The organism is Pseudomonas sp. FBF18 (assembly GCF_024261405.1).
Taxonomy (GTDB): domain Bacteria; phylum Pseudomonadota; class Gammaproteobacteria; order Pseudomonadales; family Pseudomonadaceae; genus Aquipseudomonas; species Aquipseudomonas palmensis.
This window is the reverse complement of sequence record NZ_QKRS01000004.1, coordinates 187,450-200,091: the sequence shown is the minus strand read 5'-3', so window position 1 is coordinate 200,091 and position 12,642 is coordinate 187,450. Positions and strand designations below refer to the sequence as shown.

General features: G+C 65.9%; 11 protein-coding genes. 8 read left to right on the top strand and 3 right to left on the bottom strand.

Annotated features, from left to right (window positions below):
* Positions 1 to 4: 4 nt before the first annotated feature.
* The 4 genes from DN387_RS08875 to DN387_RS08860 are packed head-to-tail and all read left to right on the top strand — an operon-like array spanning position 5 to position 2,636.
* A complete protein-coding gene (locus tag DN387_RS08875; protein WP_043864086.1) occupies positions 5 to 649 on the top strand; it encodes an ankyrin repeat domain-containing protein in 645 nt (214 codons plus the stop codon).
* A gap of 19 nt (positions 650 to 668) precedes the next feature.
* Positions 669 to 1,124, top strand: a complete 456-nt coding sequence (locus DN387_RS08870; RefSeq protein WP_054914318.1) for a nucleoside deaminase — start codon at positions 669 to 671, stop codon at positions 1,122 to 1,124.
* Positions 1,124 to 2,341 carry a cyanate transporter gene (locus DN387_RS08865; RefSeq protein WP_054914319.1) on the top strand — a complete coding sequence of 406 codons (1,218 nt, stop codon included), beginning with the start codon at positions 1,124 to 1,126 and terminating at the stop codon, positions 2,339 to 2,341. Before DN387_RS08870 ends, DN387_RS08865 begins: the two co-directional genes overlap by 1 nt.
* A gap of 55 nt (positions 2,342 to 2,396) precedes the next feature.
* Positions 2,397 to 2,636: a DUF2790 domain-containing protein gene (locus DN387_RS08860; protein WP_043864083.1), complete on the top strand. Its 240-nt coding sequence runs from the start codon at positions 2,397 to 2,399 to the stop codon at positions 2,634 to 2,636.
* On the opposite strand, the gene dkgB is transcribed toward DN387_RS08860, so the two are convergent.
* Positions 2,637 to 3,440, bottom strand: a complete 804-nt coding sequence (gene dkgB / locus DN387_RS08855; protein ID WP_054914320.1) for a 2,5-didehydrogluconate reductase DkgB — start codon at positions 3,438 to 3,440, stop codon at positions 2,637 to 2,639. It abuts the gene before it with no gap.
* Between the two features lie 159 nt (positions 3,441 to 3,599).
* Here dkgB and DN387_RS08850 point away from each other — a divergent pair, with 159 nt between their 5' ends.
* Positions 3,600 to 4,220: a TetR/AcrR family transcriptional regulator gene (locus DN387_RS08850; protein ID WP_043864081.1), complete on the top strand. Its 621-nt coding sequence runs from the start codon at positions 3,600 to 3,602 to the stop codon at positions 4,218 to 4,220.
* Positions 4,221 to 4,317: 97 nt separating this feature from the next.
* On the opposite strand, the gene DN387_RS08845 is transcribed toward DN387_RS08850, so the two are convergent.
* Together DN387_RS08845 and metH are read right to left on the bottom strand one after the other, a co-directional pair.
* A complete protein-coding gene (locus tag DN387_RS08845) occupies positions 4,318 to 4,536 on the bottom strand; it encodes a DUF2970 domain-containing protein (RefSeq protein ID WP_043864080.1) in 219 nt (72 codons plus the stop codon).
* Between the two features lie 54 nt (positions 4,537 to 4,590).
* Positions 4,591 to 8,298: a methionine synthase gene (metH, locus tag DN387_RS08840; RefSeq protein WP_236171903.1), complete on the bottom strand. Its 3,708-nt coding sequence runs from the start codon at positions 8,296 to 8,298 to the stop codon at positions 4,591 to 4,593.
* Between the two features lie 156 nt (positions 8,299 to 8,454).
* Here metH and DN387_RS08835 point away from each other — a divergent pair, with 156 nt between their 5' ends.
* From DN387_RS08835 to nfuA, 3 genes are all read left to right on the top strand, one after another.
* Entirely contained in the window at positions 8,455 to 10,752 is a 2,298-nt protein-coding gene (locus DN387_RS08835; RefSeq protein ID WP_054914322.1) for a fatty acid cis/trans isomerase, read from the top strand.
* 111 nt (positions 10,753 to 10,863) lie between these two features.
* Positions 10,864 to 11,898: an acyltransferase gene (locus DN387_RS08830; protein ID WP_054914323.1), complete on the top strand. Its 1,035-nt coding sequence runs from the start codon at positions 10,864 to 10,866 to the stop codon at positions 11,896 to 11,898.
* A 57-nt stretch (positions 11,899 to 11,955) separates the two neighbouring features.
* The gene (nfuA, locus tag DN387_RS08825) at positions 11,956 to 12,540 is read left to right on the top strand and encodes a Fe-S biogenesis protein NfuA (RefSeq protein ID WP_043864076.1); all 585 of its coding nucleotides are present in this window, start codon (positions 11,956 to 11,958) and stop codon (positions 12,538 to 12,540) included.
* Positions 12,541 to 12,642 lie beyond the last annotated feature (102 nt).

Genomic DNA, 12,642 nt, shown 5'->3' with positions numbered 1-12,642 from the left:
CTGGATGTACGGGGTTGCCGGGCTGTGCGCCAGCCTCGGCATCGCCGGGGCCGCCGGGGCGGCCGACACCTTGCTCGAAGCCGCCGCCAGCGGCAACCCCACCCGCGTCGGCGCCTTGCTGGCCCAGGGCGCCGACGTCGATCAGCGCGACTCGCGCAACAATACGCCGCTGCTGCTGGCCACCGCCGGTGGGCATGTGGCGGCGGCGCGCCGGTTGATCGACGCCGGCGCCGACGTCAACGCCAGCAACTGGATGCACGACAGCCCGTATCTGCTGGCCGGCGCCGAAGGCCAGTTGCAGATTCTGGAGATGACCCTGGCCCATGGCGCGGACCTCAAGAGCACCAACCGCTATGGCGGCACGGCGCTGATCCCCGCATGCGAGCGCGGCCATGTCGAGGTGGTCGCTCGCCTGCTGGCCGCCGGCGTTGCACCCGACCACGTGAACTCGCTGGGCTGGACCGGGCTGCTCGAAGCCATCCTGCTCAGCGATGGCGGCCCGCGCCACCAGGCCATCGTGCAACTGCTGATCGACGCCGGTGCCGACGTCAACCTTGCCGACCGCCAGGGCGTGACGCCCCTGCAGCACGCCCGGGAACGCGGCCAGCAGCGGATCGTCGAGTTGCTGCTGGCCCACGATGCCCATTGAACCTGACAGGAGCCTGACCATGGCCAACGAACATTTCATGCAGCAAGCGCTGGGGCTGGCCCGGGCGAACATCCAGGCCGGCGGCCGCCCGTTCGCGGCGGTGCTGGTGCACCAGGGCCGGGTGATCGCCGAGGCGGTCAACCAGATCCACCTGACCCAGGACCCGACCGCCCACGCCGAACTGCAGGCCATCCGCCTGGCCAGCCAGGTGCTCGGCAGCCCGCGCCTGGAAGGCTGCGAAATCTACGCCACCGGCCACCCCTGCCCGATGTGCCTGGCCGCCATGCACCTGTGCGGTATCGAGCGCGCCTGGTTCGCCTACAGCAACGAAGACGGCGAGCCCTATGGCCTGTCGACGGCAGCGGTGTACGCGCAGATGGCACGCCCGCCGCAGCAGCAGTCGCTGCCCCTGGCACCCCTGAAGCCAGCCGGCGAGCAGGGCCTGTACGCCGCCTGGCGGCAGGTGCAGGGGTGATGCGCGAGCAGGCTCGCAGTACCTTGCTGCTGTTGCTGGTGGTGGTGATGGCGCTGAACCTGCGCCCCATCCTCACCAGCATCGGCCCATTGCTGGAGGCCATCCGCCAGAGCACCGGCATCGGCTACCAGCAGGCCGCGCTGCTGACCGCCTTGCCCGTGCTGTGCATGGGGCTGGTGCCCTTGCTGCAACCCTGGTTGCGCCGCTGGGTCAGCGAGCAGGGCGCGATGCTCGCCGGGCTGGCCGCCATCGCGCTGGCCTGCGCCTGGCGCCTGACCCTCGACTCCGCCGCTGCGCTGATTGCCAGCGCGGCATTGGCCGGGCTTGGGGTGGCCTGCATTCAGGCGCTGATGCCGGGGCTGGTCAACCGCTGGTTTCCTCACCGCCTGGCCATGGCCATGGGTGTGTATTCGGCAGCCCTGATGAGCGGCGGCGGGGCCGCCGCCGTGCTCGGGCCGCGGGTGGCCGAGCAGTTCTCGCACTGGCAGGCAGGCCTGGGCATCTGGCTGTTGCCGGCCTTGCTGGCGTTCGCGGTATGGGCCTGGGTGCGCCCGCAGCTCGAAGCGGCGGTCGGCGGCGCAGGTGCCAGCGGGCACCTGTTCGGCAGCCGTCGGGCATGGCTGCTGGCGGTCTATTTCGGGCTGATCAATGGCGGCTACACCAGCATGGTGGCGTGGCTGCCGGCCTACTACCAGCAGGTCGGCGGCAGTGCCCAGGGCGGTGGCGAGCTGGTGGGGCTGATGACCGTGTTCCAGGTGGCCGGCGCCCTCGGGCTGCCCTTGCTGCTGCGTCGCCTGGTGGATCGGCGCCCCGGCCTGTGGCTGGCGTTGACCGTGCAACTGGCAGGCTTTGTCGGCCTGCTGCTGGCCCCGGCGATCGCCGGGCTATGGGTGGCCCTGATCGGCTTCGGCCTGGGCGCGTGCTTCAGCCTCAGCCTCACGCTGACCCTCGAGCACCTCAAGGCCCCCGCCAGTGCGGGGGCGCTGGCGGCGTTCGTGCAGGGCGTGGGCTTCATCATCACCGGCATCGTGCCTTACGTCACCGGCTGGTTGCGCGACGTCAGCGGCGACTTCCAGGCCTCCTGGCTGCTGCTGAGCGTGACGGTGCTGCTGATGCTGCTGGTGACCTGGCGCTTCGCCCCCAGCGGCTATGCGCAGGCGATGGGCATGCCGTTGATCCGCGAAAGCGACGCCAGGGCAGGCATGGCACCACACTGAAAGGGTCGGCGCGCGCCGGTGCCGGGCGTGCCTTCCATTTCACGGGAGAACTGTCATGACGCTGCGAATGCTGCTGCCCCTGGCGCTGTTGCTGGCCGGTGCCGCCCAGGCCCAGACGACCACGGTCTATCAGTACGGCATGCCACTGGACGTGGCGCGCGTGGTGCAACTGGACGAGCCGGCCACCGAGGTCTGCGACGTGGTGAAGGCGTACATGACCTACGTGGACTCTGCCGGCCGGCAGCACACCGTGCAGTACCTGAAACTGGCCAAGGTGTGCACCGACCGCGGTTGATCAGTCCCAGGCGGGTGCAAGCGACTCGGGGTCGACCAGGCGCTCGCCCTTGTCCAGGCCGGCAATCTGTGCCATGTCCTGTTCGCTCAGGCGCAGCTCTGCTGCCTTCAGGTTGCTGGCCAGGTTTTCACGCCGGGTCGAGGAGGGGATCACCGCATAGCCCAGCTGCATCGCCCAGGCCAGGGCCACCTGCGCCGGGGTGGCGCCATGACGTTCGGCGATCTGCTGGATCAGCGGATCGTGCAGCACCTTGCCATAGCCCAGGGTCATGTAGGAGGTCACCGCGATGCCCTGTTCGTGCATGAAATCCACCAGCGTGCGGTTCTGCAGGTAGGGGTGCAGCTCGATCTGGTTGGTGGCGATCTGTTCGGCGCCCACCACCTCGATGGCCTGACGCAGCAAGGCGATGGTGAAGTTGGACACGCCGATCTGGCGGGTCAGGCCCTGGCGCTTCGCTTCGAGCAGGGCGCCCATGAACTCGGCCACCGGCACGGCGCCCTTGGGCGACGGCCAATGGATCAGGGTCAGGTCCAGATAGTCGGTGCCCAGCTTGTGCAGGCTCTCTTTCAGGCTGGGGATCAGCTTGTCGGCGCCCAGCTTCTCGGTCCAGATCTTGCTGGTCAGGAACAGCTCGTTGCGTGCAACGCCGCTGGTGGCGATGGCGTGCCCGACGTCGGCCTCGTTGCCGTAGATCTGCGCGGTGTCGATGGCCCGGTAGCCCAGTTCGAGGGCCTGGCTGACCGAGTCGATGACCACCTGGTCCTTGAGCCGGAAGGTGCCCAGGCCGAGCAGGGGAATAGTCATGGAGTGCGTCCTCTTCTTTGGGATGTAATGCCGTGATGCGCAGTATCGGACAGCGCACGGCGCTGAAAAACACCGCCCGCGGCACAACTTTTTTGAGCGTGCGGCACGAATTGCCCTGGCGGTGGTAGCCTTGCAGGGTCATCCGCAACGGACCCGCCCATGGCCGCGCACAAGCACAGCATTCGCCAGCGCAATGTCGACAGCATCCTGCTGGCAGCAGAAAAGGTCTTTGCCGAGAAGGGCTTTGCCGGCACGGCCATGGCCGACATCGCCGAGGCCGCCGCGCTGCCGCGCAGCAACGTGCACTATTACTTCAGCACCAAGGCCGAGCTGTACCAGGCGGTGCTGTTCGGCTTGCTGGAAGTGTGGAAGCAGGACGCCCTGTGCTTCGAGCTCTACGATGACCCGCGCATCGTGCTCAGCACCTATATCCGCGCCAAGATGAACCATTCCTGGACCCGCCCGCACGGTTCCAAGGTGTGGGCGAACGAGATCATCCACGGTGCGCCGCACCTGGGGGCGGCGCTGGATGACAGCCTGTACGGATGGGCCAAGCTCAAGGAGGGCAAGATTCGCCAGTGGGTCGAGGACGGGCGGATTCTGCCGGTGGAGCCCTCGGGGCTGCTGTACATGATCTGGGCCTCGACCCAGCACTACGCCGACTTCAGCCACCAGGTGAACCTGCTCAACGCGCACCAGCCGCTGAGCGAACCGCAGTTCGAGCGGGCGTTGCAGACGGTGACCAGTGTGATACTGCGCGGGATCGGGCTGGAGCCCTGAAGGTCGATTGCGGCCTACCGCGGGTCAACCCGCTCCCACACGGATCAGCAATGCCCGTGTGGGAGCGGGCTTGACCCGCGATGGGGGCAGAACAGATTCAGCGTGCCGTCAGGTGCATCGCCAGCTGAACCAGCCCTATCAGCACCAGGATGAACACCAGCGTGAAGGCCGTGCCCAGCGCAATGAAGTGCGCGGGCTTGCCGTGGGTGAAGTCGCGGGCGCGGTTCTTGCCGGTCTGCACGCCAAAGGCTGCAGCCAGCACGCTGTGCAGCATTTGCCAGAAGGTCGGCGGTTTGTGTTCGGCCGGGTCTTCCATGATCTGCTCCTGTAAAAGGCTTCAGCTCAGTGTAGACCCTTACCTCACCAGCGCTTAGTTGTCGTACCCCAGGTTGGGCGCCAGCCAGCGCTCGGTTACCGCCAGGTCCTGCCCCTTGCGCGCGGTGTAGCTCTGGACCTGGTCCTTGTCGACCTTGCCCACGGCAAAGTACTGCGCCTGCGGGTGGGCAAAGTACCAGCCGCTGACCGCCGCCGCCGGGAACATCGCGAAGTGCTCGGTGAGGAACACGCCGCTCGGGCCGGTCTCGCCGATCGCCGTGCCGTCGAGCAGGCGGAACAGGGTTTCCTTCTCGGTGTGGTCCGGGCACGCCGGGTAGCCCGGGGCAGGGCGGATACCCGCGTACTGCTCCTTGATCAGCGCCTCGTTGTCCAGGTGCTCGTCCTTGGCATAGCCCCAGTACTCCTTGCGCACCTGCTCGTGCAGCCACTCGGCGCAGGCCTCGGCCAGGCGGTCGGCCAGGGCCTTGACCATGATCGAGCTGTAGTCGTCGCCCTTGTCCTGGTAGGCCTTGGCCACTTCCTCGGCGCCGATGCCGGCGGTGGTGATGAAGCCGCCCACGTAGTCGGTGATGCCGCTGTCCTTGGGCGCCACGAAGTCGGCCAGGCAGAAATTGGGCTTGCTGTCGGGCTTGATCGTCTGCTGGCGCAGGTGGTGCAGCAGGGCCAGGGGCTGGCCGTCATCGCCGTACACCTCGATGTCGTCGTGCGCCACCTGGTTGGCCGGCCAGAAGCCGAACACCGCGCGGGCACTGATCAGCTTCTCGTCGATCAGCTTGGCCAGCATTTCCTGTGCATCGGCGAACAGGGCGGTGGCCGCTTCGCCCACCACCTCGTCGTTGAGGATGCGCGGGTACTTGCCAGCCAGGTCCCAGGAGATGAAGAACGGCGTCCAGTCGATGTACTCGGCCAGCACCTTGAGGTCGATGTTCTCCAGCACGCGGGTACCGGTAAAGGTCGGTGCCACCGGCTGGTAGTCAGACCAGTCGTACTTCGGCTTGGCCTCGATCGACTGCGCATAGCTCAGGCGCTCGGTGCGCGCGCTGCGGTTGGCGGTGCGTTCGCGCACCTCCACGTAGTCCTCGCGGGTCTTGTGCACGAAGGCCGGCTTGAGCTCTTTGGACAGCAACTGCGTGGCCACGCCCACCGCACGCGAGGCGTCGGTCACGTAGACCACCGCGTCGTTGCTGTACTTGGGCTCGATCTTCACCGCGGTATGCGCCTTGGAGGTGGTTGCCCCCCCGATCATCAGCGGCAGGTGGAAGTCCTGGCGCTGCATCTCGCGGGCCACGTGCACCATTTCGTCCAGCGACGGGGTGATCAGCCCCGACAGGCCGATGATGTCGCACTTCTGCTCGCGCGCCACCTGCAGGATCTTCTCGGCCGGTACCATCACGCCCAGGTCGACGATGTCGTAGCCGTTGCAGCCGAGCACCACGCCGACGATGTTCTTGCCGATGTCGTGCACGTCGCCCTTGACCGTGGCCATCAGGATCTTGCCCTTGGCCTCGGGCTTGTCGCCTTTTTCCAGTTCGATGAACGGGATCAGGTGAGCCACCGCCTGCTTCATCACCCGCGCCGACTTGACCACCTGGGGCAGGAACATCTTGCCTGCGCCGAACAGGTCGCCCACCACGTTCATGCCGCTCATCAGCGGCCCCTCGATCACCTCGATGGGGCGCGCGCACTGCTGGCGGCACTCCTCGGTGTCCTCGACGATGAACGCGGTGATGCCCTTGACCAGGGCGTGCTCGAGGCGCTTGTCCACCGGCAGCGAACGCCACTCCTCGTTCTCGACCTCCTTGACCGCGCCGCCGCCCTTGTAGTCGTCGGCAATCGCCAGCAGCGCATCGGTGCCGTCGGGGGTGCGGTTGAGCACCACGTCCTCGACCTTCTCGCGCAGCAGCGCCGGGATCTCGTCGTAGATCTCCAGCTGGCCGGCGTTGACGATGCCCATGGTCAGGCCGTTCTGGATCGCGTGGTAGAGGAACACCGAGTGGATCGCCTCGCGCACCGGGTTGTTGCCACGGAACGAGAACGACACGTTGGATACCCCGCCGGAGGTCAGTGCATACGGCAGGTGGTCGCGGATGTAGGCACAGGCCTCGATGAAGTCCACCGCGTAGTTGTTGTGTTCCTCGATGCCGGTGGCCACGGCGAAGATGTTCGGGTCGAAGATGATGTCTTCGGGCGGGAAGCCCACCTCATCGACCAGGATGTCGTAGCTGCGCTTGCAGATCTCGCGCTTGCGGGCGGCGGTATCGGCCTGGCCGACCTCGTCGAAGGCCATCACCACCACGGCGGCGCCGTAGCGCTTGCACAGGCGGGCATGGTGCTTGAACGCCTCGACGCCTTCCTTCATCGAGATCGAGTTGACGATGCCCTTGCCCTGGATGCACTTGAGGCCGGCCTCGATCACTTCCCACTTGGAGGAGTCGATCATGATCGGCACCCGGGAGATGTCGGGTTCGCCGGCGATCAGGTTGAGGAACTTGACCATGGCCGCCTGGGAATCGAGCATCCCTTCGTCCATGTTGATGTCGATCACCTGGGCGCCGGCCTCGACCTGCTGCAGGGCCACTTCCAGCGCCTCGGTGTAGTTCTCTTCACGGATCAGCCGCGCGAAGCGGGCGGAACCTGTGATGTTGGTGCGTTCGCCGACGTTGACGAACAGCGAGCTGCGGTCGATGGTGAACGGCTCCAGGCCCGACAGGCGGCAGGCCCTGGGAATCTCGGGGATCGCCCGTGGCGGGTACTTGGCCACTGCCTCGGCGATGGCCTGGATATGCCCCGGGGTGGTGCCGCAGCAACCGCCGATGATGTTCAGAAAGCCACTGGCGGCGAACTCTTCGATCACCGCGGCGGTTTCGGCCGGGGTCTCGTCGTACTCGCCGAAGGCGTTCGGCAGGCCGGCGTTGGGGTGCGCCGAAACGTGGGTGCCGGCCTTGTTCGACAGCTCTTCGAGGTAGGGGCGCAGATCCTTGGCGCCCAGTGCGCAGTTCAGGCCCACCGAGATCGGGTTGGCGTGGCGCACCGAGTTCCAGAACGCCTCGGTGGTCTGGCCCGAGAGGGTACGGCCCGAGGCGTCGGTGATGGTGCCCGAGATCATGATCGGCAGCTCGATGCCGTCGTCCTCGAACACCTGCTGCACGGCGAAGATCGCCGCCTTGGCATTGAGGGTGTCGAAGATGGTCTCGATCAGGATCAGGTCGGCGCCGCCCTCGATCAGGCCGCGGGTGGCCTCGATGTAGTTTTCCACCAGCAGGTCGAAGGTGACGTTGCGGTAGCCGGGGTCGTTGACATCCGGGGAGATCGAGCAGGTCCGGCTGGTGGGGCCCAGCACCCCGGCGACGAAGCGCGGCTTGTCGGGGGTTTCGAGGGTCTTGGCATCGGCCACCTGGCGGGCGATGCGCGCACCTTCCACGTTGAGTTCGTACACCAGCGATTCCATGCCGTAGTCGGCCTGGGATACCTGGGTGGCGTTGAAGGTGTTGGTTTCGAGGATGTCGGCGCCGGCATCCAGGTAGGCTTTCTCGATGGCCGCGATCACGTCGGGGCGCGAAAGCAGCAGCAGGTCGTTGTTACCCTTGACGTCGCTAGGCCAGTCGGCAAAGCGCGTGCCACGATAGTCGTGTTCCTCCAGGCGGTAGCTTTGGATCATAGTACCCATGCCGCCATCGAGGATCAGTATGCGCTCTTTGAGGGCTTGCTGAAGTGCTTGGTAACGGGCGCTGCGGTCAGACATAGGACTACCTGGTCGGGCAAATACAAAAGTTGCGGAATAATAACAAACCTGCGCGGTTTTTAGGCGTGTTGCCGGTTTGCATGAATTTGATTCATGTTGGCACGCTGCCGCCACCGGTAGAATCGTGAAGCTATCAATACCCAGGACATTCGGCACATGGTGCATCGTTTACTTGCCGGCGCCTTCGCACTGCTCATCAGCGGCGCGGCGCTCGGACAAGCCCCCGTCACAAGCCCGGCTATTTCCTATACCCGGGACATCCAACCGATCTTCACCGAGAAGTGCGTTGCCTGCCATGCCTGCAACGACGCGGCCTGCCAGCTGAACCTGGGCAGTGCCGAGGGCGCCGCGCGCGGTGCCTCCAAGGTGCCTGTGTATCAGGGCGACCGCAGTACGGCGGTCGCGCCGACCCGGCTGTTCTACGACGCGCACAGCGTCGAGGCCTGGCAGCGCAAGGGCTTCAGTTCGGTGCTCGACAGCCAGGGCAGCCAGGCCGCGCTGATGGCGCGCATGCTCGAGCTGGGCCACAACACGCCGCTCACCCCCAACGCCAAGCTGCCCGAGGAGATCGTGCTGGGGCTCAACCGCAACAACATGTGCCCGCTGCCCGGCGAGTTCGACGCCTACGCCGGCGCCCACCCCAGGGAGGGCATGCCGCTGGCCGTCACCGGCCTTACCGATGCCGAGTACCAGACCCTGCAGCGCTGGTTCGCCGCCGGTGCGCCGGTGGAGTACAACCCGATCCAGCCAAGTGCCAGCGAGGCCGCGCAGATCACCGAATGGGAGGCGCTGCTCAACCGCCCCGGGTCCACCGAGGCGCTGGTGGGGCGCTGGCTGTACGAGCACCTGTTCCTGGCGCACATCTACTTTGTCGGCGGCGAGCAGGGCCACTTCTTCCAGTGGGTACGCTCGCGCACGCCCAGCGGCCAGCCGATCGACCTGATCGCCACACGCCGCCCCAACGATCCGCCCGGCACCGACTTCTACTACCGCCTGATGCCCGTGCAGGGCGTGATCGTGCACAAGACCCACATCACCTACCCGATGGGGCCGAACAAGCTCAAGCGCGTCAAGCAGCTGTTCTACAGCGGCGACTGGCATGCCACGGCCTTGCCTGGCTACGGCCCGCGCCACCGCGCCAACCCGTTCGAGACCTTCGAGGCGATCCCGGCGATAGCGCGCTACCAGTTCATGCTCGATAACGCCGAGTACTTCGTGCGCACCTTCATTCGCGGCCCGGTATGCCGTGGGCAGATCGCCACCGACGTGATCCGCGACAACTTCTGGACCCTGTTCCAGGAGCCGGCACACGACCGCTACATCACCGATGCCGAGTACCGCGGCAAGGCCACGCCCCTGTTGGCGATGCCCGGTCAGATCGACGACGTGGGCAGCATCCTGACCCTGTGGCACGCCTACCGCGACAAGCGCAACGAGTACGAAAAACTGCGCCGCGACGCCTATGCCGACCTGCCGCCACCGAGCTGGTCGAGCCTGTGGGCCGGCAACGACAATGCCTTGCTGACCATCTTCCGCCACTTCGACAGCGCCTCGGTGAGCAAGGGCCTGATCGGTGATGTGCCCAAGACCCTGTGGCTGTTCGACTACCCGCTGTTCGAGCGCACCTATTACCAGCTGGCGGTGAATTTCGACGTGTACGGCAACGTCTCGCACCAGGCGCAGACGCGCCTGTACTTCGACCTGATCCGCAACGGGGCCGAGGTCAACTTCCTGCGCCTGATGCCGGCCAAGCAGCGCAGCGACATCCTCGGCGACTGGTACCAGAACAGCGGCAAGGTCAAGATGTGGCTGGACTACGAGGCGATCGACAGCAAGACCCCGACCGCCCTCAAGCTCGACCCGCGCGACCCCAAGCGCGACTTCGGCCTCAAGCTGGTGGAGCGCACCGGCAGCCTGAACGCCGCGCCCGACCCGATCAACCGCTGCCAGGGCGCGTACTGCTCGCTGCCCGGCAGCGAGGAGTTCCGTGACGTGGAGCAGGCCCTGAGCCGGCTGGCCTCGCGCCCGGCGGCCGGGCTCAAGGTGATCGGCCAGTTGCCCGAGGCGACCATGCTGCGCATCGAAGGGCAGGGCGGCCAGCGCAAGGTCTACAGCCTGCTGCGCAACCGCGCCCACAGCAACGTGGCGTTCATGCTCGGCGAGGCCTACCGCTACCAGCCGGGGCTGGACACCCTGACCCTCTACCCGGGGGTGATGAGCAGCTACCCCAACTTCATGTTCAACATTCCGGCCAGCGACGTGCCCGAGTGGGTCGAGGACATGGAGGCGGCGCGGGACGATCCGGCCCGCTTCGAGCGCATCGTCATGCGCTGGGGCGTGCGCCGCAGCCACCCGCAGTTCTGGCAGTACTTTCATGACCTGAGCCGCTACATCCAGCAGACCGATCCGGTGGAGGCCGGCGTGCTCGACATGAACCGCTACGAGAACCTCTGAGGCAACCGCCGGGCAGATCGGGCTGATCTTTCCCGGCCTTTCGTAGTCCCACCCGCAAGCGGTCCCGATTTGTGCGGGGCCAGGGTGGGGTAACGAGAGACGGGAATCGACATGCTGTTTTCGCTTCAGGCATTGAGGGCGCTCGCCGCCTGGGTGGTGGTCTGTCACCACTTCATGCAGATCTTCTTCGACTTCAAGGCCAGCGGCCCGGTAGGGCAGTTTCTGGCCGATCGCGGTGCGGTCGGGGTGGACATCTTCTTCGTCATCAGCGGGCTGGTGATCTACCTCTCGACCCGCGACAAACCCATGGCGCCCCGGCGCTTTCTGCTCAACCGGGTGCTGCGCATCGTGCCGGCCTACTGGTTCTATACCGGCCTGATGGCGCTGCTGCTGGTGGTGGCCAGCCAGTGGATGCCGCACCAGACCCTGGAGCTGTCGCACCTGCTGCTGTCGCTGCTGTTCATTCCGGCGGAAAACCCCGGCGGCTATGGCCTGTACCCCACGCTCAACGTGGGCTGGACGCTGAACTACGAGATGTTCTTCTACCTGCTGTTCTCATTGGTGTTCCTGGTGCGCCAGCGCCATCACCTGTGGCTGGTGGCGCTGGCGCTGTTCGCGGTCAGCGAGGTGCTCACCGGCCTGGGCGTGCTGGGGCGGTTCTACAGCAACAACATCATCTACGAGTTCCTGCTGGGCGTAGCCATCGGCGTGCTCTACCGACGCGGCTGGATTGCCCAGGGGCTGTGGCTGCCATTGCTGACCCTGGCGGCCGCATCGGTGGCGATCTATCGCCTGGATAATTCGTCGCGCCTGCTGCACTGGGGCCTGCCGAGCGCGCTGATCGTGCTGGCGTGCATCTCGCTGGAGCCGTATTTCAAGGGCAACCGGGTGCTCAAGGCACTGGGCGACTGCTCCTATTCGGTGTACCTGATCCATGTGCTGGTGCTGTACGGCGGCTGGTTTGCCAGCAAGCGTCTGGGGCTCAACCCCTACCTGGTGTTCGCGCTGTGCGTGCCGCTGATCGGCGGGGCGTCGTGGGCCAGTTACCGCTGGCTGGAAAAGGGCCTGTACCGGCGCATGAGCGGCTGGTTCGAGGCGCGTCTGGGCCCGGCGGTGCCGGTGGCACTTTCCCGACAGAATTACTAGGACTTTGTTCGCCGGCCGTGTTGGCGTAAACTGCGCACAAGTCTGTGAGGAACTTACATGAGCGCCATAACGATTACCGACGCCGCGCACGATTACCTGGCCGATCTGCTGGAAAAGCAGAATACCCCAGGCATTGGCATTCGCATTTTCATTACCCAGCCGGGTACGAGCTACGCCGAAACCTGCATTGCCTACTGCAAGCCAGGTGAAGAAAAGCCGGAAGACGAAGCGGTGGGGCTCAAGTCCTTCACCGCCTACCTGGATGCGGTCAGCATCCCGTTTCTGGAGGATGCGGTGGTGGACTACGCCACCGACCGCATGGGCGGCCAGCTGACCATCAAGGCGCCGAACGCCAAGGTGCCAATGGTCAATGCCGACAGCCCGATCAACGAGCGCATCAACTACTACCTGCAAACCGAGATCAACCCGGGGCTGGCCAGCCACGGCGGTCAGGTCAACCTGATCGAAGTAGTCGAGGACGGCATTGCGGTGCTGCAGTTCGGCGGTGGTTGCCAGGGTTGCGGCCAGGCCGACGTGACCTTGCGCGAAGGCATCGAGCGCACCTTGCTCGAACGCATTCCGGAGCTCAAGGGCGTGCGTGACGTGACCGACCATTCGCAGAAAGAAAACGCCTACTACTGACAGTTATGCCCAATCGCGGGTCAAGCCCGCTCCCACAAGGATCACCGTAGCCGTTGTGGGAGCGGGCTTGACCCGCGATTTGCCGTACGGCGACAGGCAAAC